Annotated in this window: 19 protein-coding genes; 7 read left to right on the top strand and 12 right to left on the bottom strand. The window is 71.5% G+C overall.

The annotated features are described in order from the left end of the window. Positions 1-40: 40 nt before the first annotated feature. Genes ACIA8F_RS13405 through ACIA8F_RS13395 form a run of 3 tightly spaced genes read right to left on the bottom strand, consistent with a single transcriptional unit; the run spans position 41 to position 3119 of the window. Positions 41-487 carry an STAS domain-containing protein gene (locus ACIA8F_RS13405; protein WP_399378447.1) on the bottom strand — a complete coding sequence of 149 codons (447 nt, stop codon included), beginning with the start codon at positions 485-487 and terminating at the stop codon, positions 41-43. Beyond that, a complete protein-coding gene (locus tag ACIA8F_RS13400) occupies positions 484-1566 on the bottom strand; it encodes a B12-binding domain-containing protein (RefSeq protein ID WP_399378446.1) in 1083 nt (360 codons plus the stop codon). Before ACIA8F_RS13400 ends, ACIA8F_RS13405 begins: the two co-directional genes overlap by 4 nt. Then, the gene (locus tag ACIA8F_RS13395) at positions 1563-3119 is read right to left on the bottom strand and encodes a PP2C family protein-serine/threonine phosphatase (RefSeq protein ID WP_399378445.1); all 1557 of its coding nucleotides are present in this window, start codon (positions 3117-3119) and stop codon (positions 1563-1565) included. The genes ACIA8F_RS13400 and ACIA8F_RS13395 overlap by 4 nt, the downstream gene beginning before the upstream one ends. A 387-nt stretch (positions 3120-3506) precedes the next feature. Between ACIA8F_RS13395 and ACIA8F_RS13390 the strand changes: the two genes are divergently transcribed. Next, positions 3507-4007, top strand: a complete 501-nt coding sequence (locus tag ACIA8F_RS13390; RefSeq protein ID WP_399378444.1) for a MarR family winged helix-turn-helix transcriptional regulator — start codon at positions 3507-3509, stop codon at positions 4005-4007. Positions 4008-4062: 55 nt separating this feature from the next. Here the strand turns inward: ACIA8F_RS13390 and ACIA8F_RS13385 are convergent, their stop codons facing one another. The 3 genes from ACIA8F_RS13385 to ACIA8F_RS13375 all read right to left on the bottom strand — a co-directional run bounded on the left by ACIA8F_RS13385 (position 4063) and on the right by ACIA8F_RS13375 (position 7008). After that, positions 4063-4530 carry a MarR family winged helix-turn-helix transcriptional regulator gene (locus ACIA8F_RS13385; RefSeq protein ID WP_399378443.1) on the bottom strand — a complete coding sequence of 156 codons (468 nt, stop codon included), beginning with the start codon at positions 4528-4530 and terminating at the stop codon, positions 4063-4065. Between the two features lie 144 nt (positions 4531-4674). Next, on the bottom strand, positions 4675-5850 hold the full coding sequence (locus ACIA8F_RS13380) for a PP2C family protein-serine/threonine phosphatase (RefSeq protein WP_399378442.1): 1176 nt from the start codon (positions 5848-5850) through the stop codon (positions 4675-4677). 297 nt (positions 5851-6147) lie between these two features. Then, positions 6148-7008 carry a poly-gamma-glutamate hydrolase family protein gene (locus ACIA8F_RS13375; RefSeq protein WP_399378441.1) on the bottom strand — a complete coding sequence of 287 codons (861 nt, stop codon included), beginning with the start codon at positions 7006-7008 and terminating at the stop codon, positions 6148-6150. 292 nt (positions 7009-7300) lie between these two features. Here ACIA8F_RS13375 and ACIA8F_RS13370 point away from each other — a divergent pair, with 292 nt between their 5' ends. Then, positions 7301-7474 (top strand): hypothetical protein, encoded by a 174-nt coding sequence (locus tag ACIA8F_RS13370; RefSeq protein ID WP_399378440.1) that lies wholly within the window; start codon positions 7301-7303, stop codon positions 7472-7474. 2 nt (positions 7475-7476) lie between these two features. Beyond that, positions 7477-7848, top strand: a complete 372-nt coding sequence (locus tag ACIA8F_RS13365) for a DUF6188 family protein (RefSeq protein WP_399378439.1) — start codon at positions 7477-7479, stop codon at positions 7846-7848. A 120-nt stretch (positions 7849-7968) separates the two neighbouring features. Here ACIA8F_RS13365 and ACIA8F_RS13360 read toward each other — a convergent pair whose 3' ends face one another. Next, a complete protein-coding gene (locus tag ACIA8F_RS13360; protein WP_399378438.1) occupies positions 7969-9408 on the bottom strand; it encodes an alpha/beta hydrolase in 1440 nt (479 codons plus the stop codon). 270 nt (positions 9409-9678) lie between these two features. Here ACIA8F_RS13360 and ACIA8F_RS13355 point away from each other — a divergent pair, with 270 nt between their 5' ends. Beyond that, positions 9679-10233: a YceI family protein gene (locus ACIA8F_RS13355; RefSeq protein ID WP_399378437.1), complete on the top strand. Its 555-nt coding sequence runs from the start codon at positions 9679-9681 to the stop codon at positions 10231-10233. Between the two features lie 600 nt (positions 10234-10833). On the opposite strand, the gene ACIA8F_RS13350 is transcribed toward ACIA8F_RS13355, so the two are convergent. Beyond that, the gene (locus tag ACIA8F_RS13350; RefSeq protein ID WP_399378436.1) at positions 10834-11733 is read right to left on the bottom strand and encodes a GNAT family N-acetyltransferase; all 900 of its coding nucleotides are present in this window, start codon (positions 11731-11733) and stop codon (positions 10834-10836) included. A 367-nt stretch (positions 11734-12100) separates the two neighbouring features. Between ACIA8F_RS13350 and ACIA8F_RS13345 the strand changes: the two genes are divergently transcribed. Then, positions 12101-12490, top strand: coding sequence for a hypothetical protein (locus ACIA8F_RS13345; protein WP_399378435.1), 390 nt, complete (start codon positions 12101-12103; stop codon positions 12488-12490). A gap of 140 nt (positions 12491-12630) precedes the next feature. Here ACIA8F_RS13345 and ACIA8F_RS13340 read toward each other — a convergent pair whose 3' ends face one another. Next, entirely contained in the window at positions 12631-13530 is a 900-nt protein-coding gene (locus tag ACIA8F_RS13340) for a hypothetical protein (protein WP_399378434.1), read from the bottom strand. Next, positions 13527-14540 (bottom strand): SPFH domain-containing protein, encoded by a 1014-nt coding sequence (locus tag ACIA8F_RS13335; protein ID WP_399378433.1) that lies wholly within the window; start codon positions 14538-14540, stop codon positions 13527-13529. The genes ACIA8F_RS13340 and ACIA8F_RS13335 overlap by 4 nt, the downstream gene beginning before the upstream one ends. Before the next feature lie 202 nt (positions 14541-14742). Between ACIA8F_RS13335 and ACIA8F_RS13330 the strand changes: the two genes are divergently transcribed. Further along, the gene (locus ACIA8F_RS13330; protein ID WP_399378432.1) at positions 14743-15276 is read left to right on the top strand and encodes a hypothetical protein; all 534 of its coding nucleotides are present in this window, start codon (positions 14743-14745) and stop codon (positions 15274-15276) included. 123 nt (positions 15277-15399) lie between these two features. Then, a complete protein-coding gene (locus ACIA8F_RS13325) occupies positions 15400-15687 on the top strand; it encodes a hypothetical protein (protein WP_399378431.1) in 288 nt (95 codons plus the stop codon). A gap of 123 nt (positions 15688-15810) precedes the next feature. On the opposite strand, the gene ACIA8F_RS13320 is transcribed toward ACIA8F_RS13325, so the two are convergent. Next, positions 15811-16638 carry an aldo/keto reductase gene (locus tag ACIA8F_RS13320; protein WP_399378430.1) on the bottom strand — a complete coding sequence of 276 codons (828 nt, stop codon included), beginning with the start codon at positions 16636-16638 and terminating at the stop codon, positions 15811-15813. 112 nt (positions 16639-16750) lie between these two features. After that, the gene (locus ACIA8F_RS13315) at positions 16751-18166 is read right to left on the bottom strand and encodes an NAD-dependent succinate-semialdehyde dehydrogenase (protein ID WP_399378429.1); all 1416 of its coding nucleotides are present in this window, start codon (positions 18164-18166) and stop codon (positions 16751-16753) included. Positions 18167-18371 lie beyond the last annotated feature (205 nt).

The following is an 18371-nucleotide window of genomic DNA, read 5'->3' as shown; positions in this document are numbered from 1 at the left end:
GGCCCGGTGCACCCGTTCCGGCACCGGGCCGCCGAACGTGTCAGGTGCCCTCGTAACCGCTGGAGCGAGCTTGTACCGGCTCCTCCCGGGTCGCTGCCTCCGCACGCATCGCGGGGGAGGAGGCTCCCTGACCCCCCTGACCCCCCTGGCCCGTGCGCCCGGCCGTCAGATGGGGGAGGGTTCCGGTCAGCTCCAGGATGCGGTCCAGGCAGACGGGCCGGTCCACGATGTGCAGCTGCACTCCGGCGACGTCGGTGTGGCGGCGGATCATCAGCAGCGTCGACAGCCCGGTGGAGTCCACCGCGGTGAGGTTCCCGCAGTGCAGGTGCAGGTCCTTCAAGCCCGGGCGGTCCGCCAGGATCCGTACGACGGCGTCGAGGAGGTCGTCGGCGCGCTCGTAGTCGAAGTCGCCGTGCAGTTCGATGCGTACGGTGTCGTCCGCGTCGAGGTACGTCAAACGGAGCGGGCTCGGTGGCAGGGAGTTCATGCGGACGTCCTGGCGGCGGGGAAGGGGGTGCTGGTCAGACAGGCACGGCCGGAGCGGAGGATCGCGCCGGCGCGGGGGAAGTCCTTCAGTTCCCGGCCGAGGAGGTCCAGCACGGGGGGAAGGGACTGGGCGGGGACGCCGCGGGCGGTCAGGATTCCGGCAGTCCACTGGAGGAAGCGGGTGAAGACCTCCTCGTCGTCGATGTAGAGGGCGGTGGTGAGGAACTCCACGATGTGGGAGAGGTCCTCCGCCGTGCGCTCGCGCTGGGTCTCGCTGTAGCCGCGCATCGCCGGATAGGCGTCCTCCATCCCCTCGAACACCGCTCGTACGAGCTGGGGCCGGGTGCGGGCGACCACCGTGTACTCCTGGTCGGCCAGGTGGGGCAGGTCGTCGAGCACCTGGTGGTCCGGCCGGGGGCGGGGCAGCGGATGCAGGGCAAGGTCGCGCGCGGCCGTGCGGGCGTCGGGAGCCCAGTAGTCCGCCTTGAGGAGCCGGGCATATCTTCCGTTGGGGCCGAAGGCGGCGCCCCCGACCAGGACGGGAGTGCCGGCGGCCTGGCAGGCGGTGATCGTGGCGTGCGCGGTGGGCAGCCGGGTGGGGATCGAGCTGGAGAGCGCCACGAGTCCGGTGCCGGTGGCGTGGATGTGGGCGATGAGGTGGGGCGTGGGGACCTGGGCGCCGAGGTAGTCCACGCGCCAGCCCCGCAGCTTCAGCACCTCGGCCAGGAGCCGGGCGGGCAGGGCGTGCCACTCGCCGTCGACGCAGGCCACCGTGACCCGGCCGCGCGTGGGTGTGGTGCGCGCCGCCGGATGCTGGGCTACCGCGGCCACGGCCCGCTCGTTGATCGCGGTCGCCGCGTGCTCCTGGGCGACGCTGATGCGGTTGGCCGCCCATTCCTCGCCGACCCGTCCCTGAACGGGTGCGATCACATCGAGCAGGGCGGCCTCGGCGTCCAGCCCCTCGTCCAGCGCCCTGCGCACCGCCGAGGTCGCGGCCGCTTCGTCACCGCACAGAGCGGCATCCCACAGCTGGCCGGTGAGGAGTCCGAGTGCGGGGGGCCTCATCGTTTCGATGGTCATGCCGTGAACCTGCCCCGCGTGTGTCCGTCCACCGCGCTGAGATGGTGCGAGCGGGGAGCGGAGATCACCACGACGGCCATGTCGTCGTGGCCGCCGGTGCCCACCCACTGGGACGCGAGCATCTGCACCCGCTCCACTACGGCCTCGCCGGGCATGCCCGCGCAGTCCTCCAGGGCCCGGAACAGCCGTTCCTCGCCGAACTGGGTGCCGCCCATCGGACCGCCGCGCGCCTCGGTGATCCCGTCCGTGTAGAGGACGCAGGTCTCGCCCGGCTCCAGCGTCACGTGCACGGTTTCGGCGCTGACCCGGGGGAGCGCGCCGACCAGGGTGCCCTTGGTCCGTGCTTCCTCGACCCGGCCGTCGGAGCGCAGGATCAGCGGTGCGGGGTGGCCGGCGCTGGTCAGTCGCAATCGGACGGTGTTGCCGTCCCGTTGGGCGGAGGCCAGGACCAGGGTGGCGAAGCGGGTGTTGTGGGAGTTGAGCAGCGAGGTGTTCAGCAGGCTCAGGATCCGCTGGTGGTCCTGCGCTATGGGCAGCAGCGCGTGCAGCGTGTTGCGGATCTTCCCGGTCATCACGGCGGCTTCCAGGCCCTTGCCGCACACGTCCCCGAGGACGACGAGCGACCCGTCGCCCTCCGCGGAAGCGGGATGGACGTCGTAGAAGTCGCCGCCGATCCGCTCATGCTCCTTCGAGGGCCGGTAGCCGCCCGCGTACTCCACGCCGGAAACCTGGTGCAGCAACGGCGGCAGCAGGTCGCGCAGCAGGACGTTGGTGATGGAGGTCTGCTCGGCGTAGAGGCGGGCGGCGGACATCGCGGCCCCGGCCCGGGCGGCGAACAGCCGCGCGAACACCTCCTCCTCCGCGCTGAACCCGGTCGTGCCGACCCCGCGCAGCAGGACCAGCGCCCCCGCGGGGACGCCGTGACCGGGCAGGGGGGTGATGACGATGGACCCGACCGTGCCGAACCCGTCGGGGATCAGCCAGGACGGAGCGGTGGCGGGGTCGATCCAGCGGGAGGGGACGGGAGGGAACCCCTGCAGCGCCTCTCCGAGCCCGGGGACCTGGTCGGGATCGGCGGCGATGCGGGACGAGGAGGGCGAGCCGCCGCGCAGGCAGGTCACCACCGGCAGCTCGCGGCCGCGGGAAGGAGCGATGACCAGGGCCGCGTCCGCGAGGTGTTCCGCTGCCATGCTTGCCGTGACGTCCATGCAGCGTTCCAGGTTCAGCGAGGACAGCAGCAGGTTCGACGCCTCGGTCAGGAACGCCGTCCGTTCGCGCTCCACCAGCAGTGCTTCACGGGCGAGGCGGTGGTCCGTGTCGTCGACCAGCCACCACACCACCGTGTCGTCCTCGCGGACCGTCGGATGGGCCTCGTACGTACGGTCGGCCACGGGGCCCTGCACGGTCCCGGCGCCCTCACCGGCCGCCAGCGGCCGGGCCGAGGACAGCCAGGCGGGTACGGCGTCCCTCATGGACGAGCCGGGTCGTGCACGGGGGAAGATCAGACCGGCCGCCTCGTTGACGAACAGAAGGACCGATCGGTCGTCCGTCACGAGCACCGGGTAGGGCGCCTCACCCCACGGGCCGCCGGCCACGGAAGGGTCTGAAATCGCCTCGGTGGTATTCACCAAAAACTGAAGGCCCGCTGCGCGAACCCCTCACCCCATCACTTCGAAGAAGATAGTTGCCGTGCGGCAACTATCCTCCACATGCCCTCCGCGTGACAACCGCGCCCCCCTCCCGCCCCCTTCCCCCACATCATGCACACGGCTCGCGCACAACTTCTCCACCGGTCCCCACCGGCAGCCTCACGCCGGCGGACGACGCCGTCCGGGGGACCGATCCTCCAGCGTCCCGCCTTCCCCGAGAGCCCGTGCCCGCGGACCTACCGGTGTGCCCTGGAGCCTGACAAACGGGCTCCCGGCTGACACAGTGGTGAGATGCCCCGAGCCGTCCACTCCCTCGCCGATGACCAGGCGGTTGTTGACGCCTGCGCCGTGGCGGAGCTGCTCGGCGTCCTGTGGCATCCGATCCTGGAGACCACCGCGGGCCCGGTCCCCCCGTCGCAGCTGCGCGCTCTGACCGTGATCGAACGGCGGTCCGGGATCAACCTGCGCGACCTCGGAGAAGCACTCGGATCGGCCCCGCCCGCGGTCAGCCGTCTGTGCGACCGCCTGGAAGCGGCAGGCCTGCTCCAGCGCTCCCGCGGCAGGACCAACCGGCGGGAAGTCGAGCTGACCCTGAGCCGGAGCGGACACGCCGTCCTGGCGGACACCCGGTCCCTGCGCACGCACAAGGCAGCCGAGGTGCTCCTGCGGATGTCGCCCCGCGACCGGCGCTCCCTGGCCGAAGGCCTCGCCGCGTTCCGCGACGCGGCCGAAGCCCACATCGGGCTCGGCGAAGATCCGGGCAGCGAGGTCACCCTCCCCGATACCGCCTGAGCCCGGCCTTCTCGGCGGGCGGGCGGCCGGGCGGCGCCGGCGTACCGACCGGCATCTACTCACTGGGCGCCCCGGACGCGGTGTCCGCGGCTTCGGCGAAGGCGCGCAGGCCCTCCAGCAAGCACTGGCGCCGATCGGCGGGCATGTCACCCAACACCTGACGCAGTGCCTGGGAGCGCCGCTCGTGCAGCTCGTCGATGGTCTCCTGCCCGTGGCGCGTCAGGACCAGGCCGACCTCACGCCGGTCGTCCGCGCTCCGCCTGCGGTGCAGCAGACCAGCGGCCTCCAGCCGATCGCACAGCCTGCTGGCGGCGGGCGCCTGCGCACCGACCTCCTCGGCGAGGCGGGTCAGGCTGATGCCGGGGCGGTGGCGGGTGGCCGTCAGGGCCCGCAGCTGCAGTACGGACAACCGGGGAGAGCCGGCCCGGGAGGTACGGGCCCAGAGATCGACCAGACCCGTCGCGGCCTGCGCGACCTCCCGCGCCGTGGCGGAAAGCCGGTCCTCGGGTCCCGCGCGGTCCATGGTGGACGTCACTCCCCAATGAGCGGTGCACTCCCTCCACGCCGGACCGCCGGTGGCGGCTCGTCGCACGGAAGGGATACGTCGCGTCTGCCCTCTGAGGCGGGAGTATCCCCCCGAGGCGTCACGACTTCGCCCGCAAGGGGGCTACGACTGCGCCCCGGCCCGGCCGAACCAGTCCAGGCAGGTGACCAGCGCGTCGTCATCGGGGGCATTGTCCCGGTACGCGGCCAACTCCTCCAGGATCGCCCGCGGCACCGCGGCGGCCGGCAGGAGACCGGTCGCCTGGATGGCGCGGGCCAGCGCCCGCTCCCCGTAGGCCACCCCACCCTGGCCCGCAGCCCCGTAGACCCCGTCACTGACGAAGATCAGACGGTCCCCCGGGAGCGCGTCGAAGCGCTGCACGGAGTAGGGCGAGTCCTCGAACATGCCCAGCGGGAGCTGGGCCTCGAAGTGGACCCGCTCCACGGATCTCTCCCGGTAGCGCCACAGCTGCGGCGAGCCGGCGTCCACGACCTCGCCGTGGCCCGTGGACAGCTCCAGGCACAGCAGGAGGGTGGAGACGTACTCCCGGCCCTGGTACTGCGCGAAGACGGCCTGGTCCGCCAGCGCGGCCTGATCGGCGATGCCGACTCCGGCCCTGCGGGCGTTGCGCAGTGCGTTGATGGCGAGGTTGGTCAGGAGCGAGGCCTGGATCCCCTCGCCCATTCCGTTGGTGACGGTCATCGTGAGGGTGTCGGCGGTGGTGGACCAGTCGAAGTTGTCGCCGTGGATGTCGTACGCAGGTTCCAGCTGCGCCCCGATGGCGTACTCCGGGCGGGCGCACGCCCGCCCCGGCAGCAACTGCCACTGCATCTCTGCCGCCAGCGTCAGCCGGCTCGCCCGCCGGGCCCGCAGGTACAGATCGGTGTCCCGCTCCGCGACGACGATCTCGTGGCCCAGCAGCTCCGCGACGTCCGTCAGCTCTCCGACCACCTCGGGCGTGCACAGGTGTTCCGGCATGCGCACCGTGAGGATCCCGAGCCGGTCGCCCCGCACGGTCACGGGCAGGTGGAGGTCCAGGGCGTTGCCCTCGGCCGAGTACTGGCCGTACGGTTCCTGGCTGCCGAAGGCCCGGCCCTCCGGGGTGGCCTGGAGGGGCAGCGGCTCCGCGGTGTCCGGCAGGGCGGTGACCGGCTGCAGGACGCTCAGGCTGTAGTCCGCCATCAGGAGGTGGACTTCGAGGGCCTCGTAGTGCGCGACGAGCGCGGAGCGAACCGTACGGAGCAGGTCGTGCGGTGCGGCGGTGCGCAGCGCGCGTTCCACGGCCAGGAAGTTCGTCATGGCGAGCGTCATTTCTCACGGAGTGGTCGGAAGAGCGGTGTCGCATCGGGAAGGCTGCCCGGCCCGCAAGGTCCTACGCGACGGGCTCGTACTACCGGCTGCCGGCGGATGCCCGCCATCGCCAACCGAAGACCACTGTTCAGAACCTAAAAACTTGCCATAAAGCAACTGTGCCCTGAGACTACCGCCTGCGACCCGCCGCCAGGTCAAGGGCAGGACGGCGAGGACGCCCTCTTTTCCTCCCGGGCCGCAGATACCTCGCTCGGCCCGGGGCGTGATGAAGCCCGTACCTCTGCCTCAGCGGGTGAAGAGGCTCTTGCGGGCGAGCTGTTCGGCCTCCATGGCCCTGATGGCGTCACGGCAGGCGTTGGTGAACTTCCAGAAGTCCGTATTGGTGCTGGTGGCGCGGTTGGCAGCGCCGGAGAAGTTCGCGAAGAGGCTTTGGCGGAGTTCGGTGGTGATCTCCAGCTGGCCGCCGCCTTCACCCGTGAGGGTGCGGTTGCAGATGTTGTCGGGCAGGTCGCCGTTGAGGTCCTCCGGGTTGCCGCCCAGCACCTGGAAGCCTGCGCCGCTCAGCTTCGTGGAGAGGAGCTGACGGAAGCGGGCGTTGAGGCCGCCGACCACGACCGCCTTGGGCTGACCCGCGGCGGCGCCGGCCTGAGCCGCGGTGCAGCCGTGCAGGCTGAGCACGTTGGCGCTGCCGGCGGCCATGGACCGTGCGACCGGGTCGTCGCAGTGCGAGGCGGTGACGTGCAGGTCCGCGTTGTTGGAACTGCGCATGCCTTCGAACATCCAGTAGTCGTACACCGGGGCACTCTGAGCGACGGGTGCGAGTCCGTCGGGGTGGTAGCCGGCTATGGCCAGGCAGAGCTCGGAGGTACCCATCTCGATGCCGCCGCCGTGGATGGCCAGCACACTGGTCAGGCGGGGGAGCGGGGTGACGGTCTTGTCGTTGTCGAAGGCCTCGTGCCGCTTGAACCGGCGGGAGAAGTCCTGACCCTCGACCGCCGTCGTGTAGAGGTCGGAGTTCGAGGCGTAGAGGTCGCCGCCGGCAGCGGCGGCCGGGGTCGTGGTGAGCCCTGTCAGGATCGGGCCACCCGCCACTGCGGCGACCAGGGAGGCGAGGACGGTCCGGCGGCTCGCGCGAATCTGGGACATGCTTGTTCCTTCGGTGTGGTGAGGGGCCGGGTGGCCGATCGGCTCCCGATGAACACCATCCTGTCCGCCCTCAAGCACCCCCGGAAGGGCTGCCGACTGGCACCAAGGTGCAGACACCTTGGTGCCACCCCCGTGGCAACGGTCCTGCGGATTCCCTTCTCCTGCGGAGGGCCCGTGGCGCCCTTCCGCAACGAGCAACCGGCGAACCTCCCCGGTCACAGCACTAGCTGATGAACTTGATCGTCTGTCAGTTGGTGCCGGTCGCACACCTGATGCGCGTTGGCCTTACGCGTTGGCCGGCGAGACCCCCGTTCTCGTCCACAACACCACTCCGGTCACGGACTGCCCGATCCCGATCATGGGTCCGCACCGTCCCCTCGACCTCAAGGGCAAGCCCGGCGACAAGCCGTCCACCCACTTCGAGCTGAACCCGGACGGCAGCTACACCCTCCCTGACGAATGGTAGGCATGGACCTCGCTCTCCAGACTCACCGCGTCGACCGCGTGAGCTTCGACTACGCCCTGGTACTGCACACCGACCAGGGGGCCGAGCTGCGCATCGAAACTCCCGGTACGGTCACGGAACCCGACGGGACGCGGACCACGTTCGATCCCGAGCGACCGGGTGACAGCGCCCCCGTACTGCTGCGGCTGCTCCACGCCACGATTTCGGGCGCGGAGCGCACGGACCGTGGCACGCTCCTCGTCGCTCTCGACAACGGGCTGGAACTCGATGTTCCGCCGCATGACGACTACGAGGCGTGGGAGCTGTCCTTCACCGACGGCCGCAAGGTCGTGTGCATGCCCGGCGGTGAGTCGGCGACGTGGGGTCCGGCGTGACCGTCACGCACGACGCGCCCGCCGCGTGAACCAGGGAGCCCCTGCCGGAACTTCTCCGGCAGGGGCTCCCGCGCGTCCGGTGACGCCGTCCCATGGCCGGCCTTCCCGTGGGTGGCCGCCTCATGGGTAGGTGACGAGGTCGCCGTAGGCCGACAGGAGGCCGGGGAGGTCGCCGGGTTCGCCCCGCAAGGTGCTGTCGAGGAAGGCCAGGCTGGTTGCGGCGACGACGTGCGGGCTCCCGGCGCGGCCGAGGGAACCGACGAGGGAGGGCACAGGAGGCAGGTAGAGGGGGCCGTCCATGAAGGTGAGGTGCGCGGCGCCGGGGATCGTGAGCCGGTAGCTCGTCGCGGTGCTGTGGTCGAGGGCCTCGGAGAGGCGGGGTACGTAGCGGGGATCGGTTGCGGGCGTGATGGCCTGCGTGAGCGCGAGCGTCGGCTGGGAGAGGGAGGGTGAGGTGGCGCCGTGGGGGTAGCCGTCGAGATCGATGACGCCGTCGAACCGTTCGTCCTGCCGGGCCGCCTGCAGTGCGGCGGCGCCGCCCATGGAGTGGCCGGTGACCGCGACCCGGCCGGTGTCCAGACGTCCGGTCAGAGGGTCGCTGATCTCACCTCGGTCCAGCTGGCCGAGCCGGGTGAGGACGAAGCCGAGGTCGGCGGCCCGAATAGCCGTCCATCCGACCGCCAGTTTGTCGTCCTCCGCCCGGTCTCCGGTGGAGGCGGTCTCGGCGTGGATCGTCCGCCCGTCGCCGAGGACGACCGCGGCGGAGTCGTACGGGTGGTCGAGGGCGGCGACCGTATAGCCGTGGCTGGCCAGTTCCTCCGCCCAGGCGGTGTTCTGGGTACGCACTCCGCCCGCCCCGGGAGAGAACAGCACGACGGGGAACCGTTCGCCCCCGTCGGCCACGGGGGCGTCGAAGACCGCGTGGCTGCGGGCCTGCGGGACGCCGTCGACCAGGAAGCCGGGCAAGCCGACCCCGCGGACAAGGGCATCGGAAACGGTGCGCGCCTCGGCCCTGGTACGTCCGAGGTACTGGGCCCGCTCCGCGCCCGCGGGGCTCTCCTGCGCGGGATACCAGAGCTGGACCACGACCGTGCGCCGGTCGTTCGGATCGGGGGTGAAGCTCTCGGGGCGGAGCGGATCGGTCCACTGCACCACGCGGGTGCCGACGGCGAAAGGGCCCGACGGCTCAGGGAACACCGGTACGGGGAAGGCCCAGGCGGCCACCGGCCCCGCGGCGATCACACCGGCACAGGCCACCGACCCCGGGAGCGCCAGCCACCATCGGGCCCGCCACGCAGGCCGGCCGGTGCGGCGCGGCAGCAGCGCGCGGAGGGCGAACGGCAACACGACGGCAGCACCCGCCAGTACCGGCACCATCTGCCAACGGATCCCGACCACGCCCAGCACGATCGCGGCCGGCACGAGAACGGCCCCCGCCCCGATCGTGACGCGGGGCCGGGCGGCGGCCGGAAGCCACCGAGCCACCACGAGTCCGAAGGCGCCCAGCACGGCAAGAAGTTCCACAGGGGACACGTAGAGTCCCGCGATGATCTCGGTCACCCGGCCATCCTCAAGGAGGGCCGCGGACAGCCACATCGGTCCGGAGTCGTCCTCGCGTGCAACCCAAGTCGCAGCCCACGCCATGGTCCTGTGCGACCACGGTCGCATCCAGGTACCCCGCGCCTGGTGGACGCCCCGCGGCTGACGGGCAGACCTGCTCTCGGCAATCGGGTGATGCGCAGCCGCGCTACCCACGTGCGTCACGCCGGGCCTGGCTAGCGTGGACCAGCGACTTCCCTTTCCGTCCCCGAGCCACTGCGGAGCAGGTCCATGACCACCACCCCTCTCACCTCACTGACCGGCAACTACGCCCTCGACCCGGCCCACAGCCAGATCGGGTTCGTGGCCCGTCACGCCATGGTCACCAAGGTCCGCGGCGCGTTCAACGAGTTCGAAGGCGCCGGATACTTCGATGGCGAGGACCCCTCCAAGTCGAACGTGTCCGTCACCATCAAGGCCGCCAGCATCGACACCCGCAACGAGCAGCGCGACGGCCACCTGCGCACCAACGACTTCCTCGACGCGCCGACCTTCCCCGACATCACCTTCGTCTCCACCGGGGTGCAGCAGCTGGACGGCAGCAACTTCCGGCTGACCGGCGACCTCACCATCAAGGACGTCACCCGGCCCCTCGGCATCGACTTCGAGTTCCAGGGCAGCGCCACGGACCCCTACGGCAACCTGCGCGTCGGGTTCGAAGGCTCGGCACCGATCAGCCGCAAGGACTTCGGCATCACCTGGAACGCCGCACTGGAAGGCGGAGGCGTCCTCGTCGGCGACAAGGTGGTGCTGGAGTTCGAGATCTCCGCGATCCGCCAGCCCTGACCTGGGCCCTGCCCTGCGCGCTCGTGGCGCAGCGCGGGCCACTTCCGGCGGGCCGCGGCACGGCGCGGTGAGAGCGGCTGCCGCCGGGATCCGGGGCCCGGGGACGGTGGTCTGAGCGCCGTCGTCGGGGGCTGCCGGGAAGCCTCTTCGTGGCCGTGGCCGCGGGGAGGCGGTCGGGATTCCCGGTGCCGCGCGGATCCCGTGCGGCAGTCGTGGTGCCGGTGGCCGGGGCCGCGTGGGCATCGTTCTCCCGTACGGCCCCTGCCGGGCGGAGCCTCGCTGCAGTCCGGGCTGCGTGCTCCGCTGTCTTCGCGTCTGACCCGCTTCCGGCCGGGCAAACTCCCTCGGCAATAACGATTCTGAGTAGCTGTCAGAGTGCGCTGCTCAGAGCTCGGCGGAATCGGCGAAGGTACGTGGCCGCCACGTGGCGTTCGGCGCGACGGGCGATCGCCCGACGCGTGGTCGAGCCCGTGCTGCTCCTTGCCAGGGCCTGTCGGCCCACTCCCGTCTGCCTCGCGGCGCCCGGTACGAGTTCTCGCCGCACCGGTCGAACGCCGCGAGGCCGCCCTTCGGGCGACGACGGGAGTGTGACGACCGGTCTCAGGCCGCTTGGCCTGCCGGGTGGAAGTTGATGCGTTCGCTGATGACGGGGAAGCCGGCCTTGGCGAAGTTCGCGGCCATGGGGAAGTTGCCCTGGTCCGTTGCTCCGCTGACGAACTCCGCGCCCTGTGCGACGAGGAGGTGGGTGCACTCCGCGAGGAGGTCGTAGGCGTAGCCGAGACCGCGCTGTTCCGGGACGACTCCGATGAAGCCGATGGTCGGGCCGGAGGGGTTGTGGGCCGGGATGTGGATGCCGGCCAGGTTGCCCTCCGGGGTGTGGGCGACCTGCCACCACTCCCGCGGGGAAGGGAACCAGTGGAAGAAGTCGAGTTCCTCCTGGGCGGCCTGGTCGAGGTCCCCCTCCTCGATGGCCTTGAGCGCGTGGGCGTCCAGGGTGGCGCAGTGGATGCGGCGCAACGCGTCGAAGAACACGGTGTCGTCGGGTTCTGCGCTGAAGCGCAGGCGTCCGGGCTGCTCGGGCAGACCTCGCTCCGGGGTCCAGCGGTACAGGAAGCGTTCCACCAGGAGTTCGTACCCGGCGGCTCGTGCGGCGGCGAAGCGTGCCTCGGCGCCGGCCCGCAGGCCGGGCTCGTCACGCCAGCCGCCGGGCACGTTGATCTCCAGTTCGACCTGCCAGGGGGCGGTGCGCAGGAGCTCGGCCCCTGCCTCCTCTTCGCCCTCGGCTACGTCGAACCAGTTGATGTTGGCGGGCTCCGAGTCGTCCGGGCCGCCCCACCACGCGCCGCGTGCGACGACCTCGCCGTCACGCAGGGCGACGCGCTTCCAGTCCGGACGGAACCGGGTACGACGGTGGGCTTCACGGGCGCCCAGGGGGTCGGGGAGTGCGTCGAAGAGATGGGCGTCGCTCGCGGAGAGCGCGCGAATGACCAGATCGGTCATGGTTTCCTCCGGGATACAGGCTGCTGGGAGCGCTCCCGGTCAGAACTGGCGAACCACACCGGGATGGCGGAAAAGGGAGCGCTGGACATTCGTGAACTGCACGGCACTCGCCTCCTTCCGTCCGTCTCAGGGCGTGGAGCCACACCGTAGGTGAAACTCGGCGGGCCCGTCCACGGATTTCCCGGCCAGGCCCATGTCCGAGCGCCACCACCACGGGGTGCGCCACGTCCGGGACCAGCTCGCCACCCGGCCCCGCCTCCTCCACCTGGGCAGTGGTCGTAGCCGGCCAGGGCTCCCGCCTCGGATATCGTGTCTTCTACGGGGTGCCATATCGGATGTGACGCCCCCCACCGGAGGTAGTCAGCGTATGAGCTCAAAGCGCAGCAAGAATCCAGCCCTGCCCGTACTTGACGACGCATTCCGACTCGCGTCGGTCAAGGACGCCGAAGAGTCGACCCGTGACTTGGCGGCGCGGCTGGCCACCACCGAGCTGCGCCGAGCTTCCCACCCCGGCCGGGTCACCTGGGAGCCCATCGATCAGGCCGAGCCCGTACCGGTCCCGCCGACCGTGGTCGATGGTGACGGGGACCTGTGGCTGCGGGACCGGGGCACTGGCACCTGGACCATGCCCGAGTTCAACGCGAAGGAGTTCCCGGCCCGCTGCGGCGAGGTGCTGACGTGGAACGAGCTTGCCAGCGAGTTCGGCCCGCTGACGGCACTGGCCGACGAGCGCCGCATCGGCGGCGGCCGGCGCTGACCGCTCCAGCTCACCGCCGCGGTCGACGATGGCGGTGAGCAGGCAGCTGCCTGCGCCAGGTCCTTGCCGGTCACGGCCGGCGTCCGGTAATCGTCACTGCGGGTTCTGCGGTGGTGACGGCCGGTAGTGGCGCCGGGGGCTCACGTCACCAGGTGCAGCGACGTTCCGGAGATGCCCAGCCGTACGCTCTGGCCCCAGGTCAGCTCCAGCGCATCGCTCTCCATCCCGTCGCCGAAGACCACGATCCGGTCCGACTCCACGGTCAGCTGTAGCCCCTGCCCCCACCCCAGCTCCCCGGCGACCCTCGTCGTACCGGTCGCGGGAGAGGGCCATGCCTCCCGCACGAACCACAGCAGGCGCCGCTCGCAGGGTGCGGGCAGGCCCGCGGAGCTGCCGCGCTCCTGCCACAGGGAACGCAGCCAGCCGGTGGCGCCCGTGCCCGTGCCCACCAGCACCCCGGAGGAGGCCTGGGCCTCACCCGGGCCGTCGTCGCCGTCGGACCCCAGACGGTAGCGGGCGGTCTGGTGACCGTGCGAGCCCAGGTAGATCTCGTTCAGCGCGAGAAGGCGCTGGGTGTCGTCGGCGACGGCCTCGACCATGGTCAGCTCCTCCGCCCGGCCTCCGGCGGCGATCGCCGCACGCAGCAGTGCAGCCGTGTCGGCGCAGCGGTGACGGACCAGGACTCCCGGGTTGCGCCCCGGGTCGGTGTCGATGCCCACGACCGGCTGTCCGCGCAGATACTTCGCGGTATTGGCGACGAGGCCGTCCTGGCCGACCACGACCACCACGTCCTCCGGGGCGAACAGGAAGCGGTCCAGGTCCGCCCGCTCCACCCGGGAGCTGCGCCAGGTGAGCGGCACCGCCGCCGCCACCTCGCGCAGCGCCTGCCGGGTGCGTTCGTGGCGGCGGACCACCTCGTCGATCGACCGGCCCCGGCTGGAGAGGAAGAACGCGGCCTGCCCGTGCGTCCCGTGCCGGGCGAGCAGTTCCTCGTACTCGGTTCTGCGGTGCACGAGCACCGCCCTGGGGGCCAGGCTCACGCGCTCGCGCCGCCTTCCGGGCGTCCGAGCTTGGCGAGGAGCGCGGTGAGGACGTCAGGGGAGAGCGTGATGCTCTCGATCCGCGGCAGGTTCTCCGCCATCCGGGTCACCGCCAGGGCGTGCAGCGTGCCCGGGCCGGCCTCGTCGTGCACGCGCAGCCAGGCCGCCTGAACCTCGGCGCGGGCCGCGCCCGTCTCGCGCGCCGCCTCGGCGTCCGCGCGGGCCAGGCTGACCTTGCGGGACGCCTCGGTCTCGGTGCGGATGCCGTCCGACGCCGCCTTCTCCTCGGCCTCGCGGCGGGCGTTGGTGCCGCGCTGGTCGATCAGCTGCTCCTCGCGCCTGGCCAGTTCGATCTGACTGGCCAGCTCGTTCTCGGCGATGGCGCGCTCACGCTCGACGGCGACGGCCCGCCGTTCATAGGTGGCCCGGTCCGCCTCCTGCTGGATCTGCTCGCGGGCGGGGGTGCGCAGGGCGCGCTCGACCTCGGCCTCGGGGCGGATCGCCACGACCCGCACGGCCACCACATCGATGCCGGTGGCCGGGAGCCTGGGCTCGGCGGCGAGACCGGCGGTGACGCTTCCCCGCACGGAGGCGACGCCGTCCACCAGGGCGACGGCCAGCGGAGTCCGCGCCAGTACGTCCAGCGTGTGCTGCTGCGCGGTCTCGGTGAGGAGCGTGGCGATCTGTTCCAAGGGGGCCCCGCGCCAGCTCCCGGTGTCCGGGTCGACGGAGAAATCGAGCCGGGCCGCGGCTTCGGCCGGGTCACTGATCCGGTAGGTGACGGTGGCCTGCACGGCGACGTCCTGGAAGTCGGCCGTACGGGCGTGGAACGCCATGGCCAACTCCCTGTCGTCGACCGGGACTTCGGACAGCGCCGCCGAGAGCGACCGGTACCAGAAGCTGAGCCCCAGCCCGTCGTGGACGAGTCGGCCCCGCTTGTGGTGGCGGATGTGGGTGGTGGGCGCGGAGCGCAGATGACGCCAGCCGAAGCGCCGGGTGATGTCGGCCATGGAGAACCCCCTTTATTTCGTCAACGCGACGATAACGAGCTGCCTCGATATCGTCAAGAGGACGAAAAGGGGGTGCCGGCCGTTGACGGCCACCGGCCGGCTCGAGGTCGGGCGTGAGGGCAGCCGCATGCAAGCGGGTAACCCGGGCACCCGGTGCGGGAAGCGGCAAACCGCCGTCAACGCAATGGAGTTGGGGGACCCGATGAGGAAAGTGAACAAGTGGCTGGCCCTGCACCCGTGGGTGCAGGGTGTGCTCTTGGCCGTCATCGGTGCGGGGGTGATCCTTCTGATCAACCCGGGACGCTCGCCGCTCGGAGCTCTGCTGCGGGCCGGCTCGGGGGCCGTGGGAGCCACGGTCATGCTGTTGCTGATGCGGCGCAGGGAGCGCCGGTTGGTCAGTGCCGCGACCGAAGAGGACTACGTGTCCCTGGACGACCGTCTGCGCCACGGAGAGGTGCCCGAATCGGAAGAGGGCCGCGCTGCGATGGGACGACTGGTCCGTGATCGCCTGAACCGGTCACGCCACCGGGTCTGGGCCCTCGCCTTCCTCTTCCTGCTGTTCGCATCCATCACGACCCTCGCGGCGACCACGGCCGATGTGCGTCAGGCCGTGGCGCTCGCCCTGCTCGCGACTGCCTTCCTGGCCTGGCTGACGTGGACCAGCATCCACCAGCACCGCCTGCTGGTCCGCATGGACGGCGAACTCCGGGGTGGCGTCGCCTCCGTCCGCCGGTAGACGCACCGTGCGGTGCGGTGCCTGTTGGGAGCGGTGGCGATCGACGGGTGCGGAGCCCGCATCCTTGCTCTTCGCCCCTGTCCGGCCCGTGGATCCGCGTGAGTTGGGGGTAGGCGGGCAGGCATGGCAGCCGAACGCGAACTCCTCACATCCATGCGGGCCGCACGTCAACTGCGCCGCATCCGCTCCCTCTACGCGGCCGGGGCCCTGTTGTGGGCGGCCGCGGCAGGCTGGACCGGGTGGCTGAATCCGGGGAGCCGGCAGATGTGGGTGTGCGCGCTCCTGCTCGTCCTCTTCGGAGTCCTGCTGGCTACGGCAGCCCACCAGCTTCGTCGTCTTCGGCCGGCCAGCCTCCCGGCACACCATGCCGCACCCCGACGATCGGGCGGCCCGCGCCGGGCGAACGCCTGAACCGGCGGTCCGGGTCCGAGGCGGGGCGCACGTGCGCGTGTGCGCGTGCGGGGCGGGCGTACGGTCGTTCCGGCACCGCGCGTGGTGCCGGAACGACCGTACGCGGTGCCGGGACCGCGGTTCTCAGCCGGTGAAGCGGTCCGGGTTGGGGCCGGTCCGTTCGTCGCGGTTGAGCGCGGAGATCTCGCCCATGTCGGCCGCGGCGAGTTCGAAGTCGAAGAGGTCGAAGTTCTCCTCGATGCGCGCGCGGGTCACGGACTTGGGGAAGACGATGTCCCCGCGCTGGAGGTGCCAGCGCAGGGTCACCTGGGCGGCCGACTTGCCGACGCGCTCCGCTATGCGCCGGATGGCCGGGGCGTCGAGCACCTTGCCCTGGGCGATGGGGGACCAGGCCTCGGTGGCGATGCCGTGCTCGGCGCCGTAGGCCCTGACGCCATCCTGGGTGAGGTAGGGGTGTACCTCGATCTGGTTGACGGCGGGTACCACCAGGCTGCCCTCCATCAGCTGCCGCAGGTGGTGGGGCTGGAAGTTGGAGACGCCGATGGCCTTGGCCCGTCCGGAGCGGTAGATCTCCTCCAGGGCCTTCCAGGTCTCCACGAAGTCGCGGCGGGCGGGCAGCGGCCAGTGGATGAGGAACAGGTCGAGGTGGTCGAGGCCCATCGCATCGAGACTGCCGTCGAACGACCGCAGGGTCTCGTCGCGCGTGTGGACGTCGTTGGAGAGCTTGCTGGTCACGAAGACCTCGGCGCGGTCGAGCCCCGAGTCGCGGACCGCCCGGCCGACCTCCTTCTCGTTCCCGTACATCTGCGCCGTGTCGATGTGGCGGTAGCCGACCTCCAGGGCGGCCAGCGTCGTGTCCCGGGTCTCCTCGGGCGGGATCTGGAAGGTGCCGAAGCCCAACTGGGGGATCTTCACTGCATTGTTGAGGGTGATGGCGGGTACTGCGGTCACGTGTGCTCCAGGTGTCGGCGGTGGCATGGGAAACCCGTGCCGGTGTCGGTATCGGCTACGAGGGGAGAGCGGGGGAGGCCGGAGGGGGAGGGGCGCGAGACGGCCGGCTCGATCAGCCGGCGATCCCGCTGAGCTCCGCGTCGGGAGGAAGGATCCGGACGAGCTTGCGATTCGCGAACTCGCGCATGCCGAGATCCGAGAGCTCCCGGCCGTAACCGGACCGCTTGATGCCGCCGAACGGCAGGCCGGGCTGGGTCGAGGTCGGATGGTTGACCCAGACCATGCCGGTCTCGATGCGCTCGGCCACGCGACGGCCCCGTTCCACGTCCGCGCAGAACACGGACCCGCCGAGTCCGTACCGGCTGTCGTTGGCCAGGGCGACGGCCTCGTCCTCGTCGGCGACCCGGTAGACGACCGCGGCGGGCCCGAAGAGCTCCTCGGCGTAGGCGCGCATGCCGGGCTTGACTCCGGTCAGGATCGTGGGTTCGACGAAGGCGCCCGGCCGGTCGATCCGGTGGCCGCCGGTGAGGAGTTCCGCACCCTGCTCCACGGTCTCGCGGATCTGGTCGACGAGGTCCGAGGCTGCCTGCTCGGAGGAGAGGGGTCCCAGGGTGGTCGCCCCGTCGGCGGGGTCGCCCGGCCGCAGGGCCTCGAACGCCTGGCGCAGGCCGGCGGCGAAGTCCTCGTAGACCTCGTCCAGGACGATGAACCGCTTCGCGGCCACGCAGCTCTGCCCGGTGTTCGCCATCCGGCCCGATACGGCGGCGGTGACGGTGCGCTCCAGGTGTTCTCCGTCGAGGACGACGAAGGCGTCGCTGCCACCGAGTTCCAGGAGGCTGGGCTTCATGTTCCGCCCGGCCCGTCCGGCGACCTCGGCCCCCGCCTTCTCGCTGCCGGTCAGGGAGGCTCCGCGGACGATCGGTCCGTCGATCAGGCGCCCGACCTCCTCGTGGCTCACGAAGAGGTTCGTGTAGACGCCCTCGGGGGCGCCCGCGTCGAGGAACAGCGACTCCAGGGCGAGCGCGGACTGCGGGCAGATACCGGCGTGTTTGACCAGCACGGTGTTGCCCAGCACCAGGTTGGGCCCGGCGAAGCGGACCACCTGGTAGAGCGGGAAGTTCCACGGCATCACGCCCATCAGCACGCCGATCGGCTCGGTGACGAGGTACGCCTCGCCCTCGGCGACGTCGAGCGGTTCGGCGGCGGTGAACTCGGGCCCGCGGCGCGCGTAGTACTCGAGGATGGACGCGGCGAGGTCCACCTCTCCGCGTGCCTCGGCTATGAGCTTGCCCATCTCCAGGGTGATGAGCCTGGCCAGCTCCTCCTTGCGCTCCCGCATCAGGTCGGCCGCGCGTCCGACCACGGCCGCACGCTGCGCGATCGGACGTCCACGCCAGGCCTCGTACGCCTCGGCGGCGAGGCCGACCGCGACATCGACCTCCTCACCTTCGACGGCGGGGAACTCGGCGAGGGTCTCTCCGGTGTACGGGTTGACGGTCGCGAACGGGCTCTTGCGCGGGTCGGACATGGGGAACCTCCGGAGGAACAGGTACGGCGTGCGTGTGCGATGAGGTGTGCGGGGCTGTGGAGTGCGGGGGAGCGGGGGGCGAGGGTGTGAGGGGGCGGGGGGGGGGGCGCCCGCCCCCCCCCCCCCCCCCCCCGCCCCCCCCGGGGGCCCCCCCGGCCCCCCCCCCCCCCCCCCCCCGAACACACCCGATAGCACCAGGAGCCCC

Source organism: Streptomyces sp. NPDC051563 (genome assembly GCF_044454225.1).
Taxonomy (GTDB): Bacteria; Actinomycetota; Actinomycetes; order Streptomycetales; family Streptomycetaceae; genus Streptomyces.
The sequence above is the reverse complement of the archived record's forward strand: the minus strand, read 5'-3'. Positions and strand labels throughout refer to the sequence as shown.

Coding starts and splice junctions, on each gene's coding strand:
- ACIA8F_RS13405 (WP_399378447.1), bottom strand. CDS start 487: ATGAACTCCCTGCCACCGAGCCCGCTCCGTTTGACGTACCTCGACGCG.
- ACIA8F_RS13400 (WP_399378446.1), bottom strand. CDS start 1,566: ATGACCATCGAAACGATGAGGCCCCCCGCACTCGGACTCCTCACCGGC.
- ACIA8F_RS13390 (WP_399378444.1), top strand. CDS start 3,507: ATGCCCCGAGCCGTCCACTCCCTCGCCGATGACCAGGCGGTTGTTGAC.
- ACIA8F_RS13385 (WP_399378443.1), bottom strand. CDS start 4,530: ATGGACCGCGCGGGACCCGAGGACCGGCTTTCCGCCACGGCGCGGGAG.
- ACIA8F_RS13380 (WP_399378442.1), bottom strand. CDS start 5,850: ATGACGAACTTCCTGGCCGTGGAACGCGCGCTGCGCACCGCCGCACCG.
- ACIA8F_RS13375 (WP_399378441.1), bottom strand. CDS start 7,008: ATGTCCCAGATTCGCGCGAGCCGCCGGACCGTCCTCGCCTCCCTGGTC.
- ACIA8F_RS13365 (WP_399378439.1), top strand. CDS start 7,477: ATGGACCTCGCTCTCCAGACTCACCGCGTCGACCGCGTGAGCTTCGAC.
- ACIA8F_RS13355 (WP_399378437.1), top strand. CDS start 9,679: ATGACCACCACCCCTCTCACCTCACTGACCGGCAACTACGCCCTCGAC.
- ACIA8F_RS13350 (WP_399378436.1), bottom strand. CDS start 11,733: ATGACCGATCTGGTCATTCGCGCGCTCTCCGCGAGCGACGCCCATCTC.
- ACIA8F_RS13345 (WP_399378435.1), top strand. CDS start 12,101: ATGAGCTCAAAGCGCAGCAAGAATCCAGCCCTGCCCGTACTTGACGAC.
- ACIA8F_RS13335 (WP_399378433.1), bottom strand. CDS start 14,540: ATGGCCGACATCACCCGGCGCTTCGGCTGGCGTCATCTGCGCTCCGCG.
- ACIA8F_RS13330 (WP_399378432.1), top strand. CDS start 14,743: ATGAGGAAAGTGAACAAGTGGCTGGCCCTGCACCCGTGGGTGCAGGGT.
- ACIA8F_RS13325 (WP_399378431.1), top strand. CDS start 15,400: ATGGCAGCCGAACGCGAACTCCTCACATCCATGCGGGCCGCACGTCAA.
- ACIA8F_RS13315 (WP_399378429.1), bottom strand. CDS start 18,166: ATGTCCGACCCGCGCAAGAGCCCGTTCGCGACCGTCAACCCGTACACC.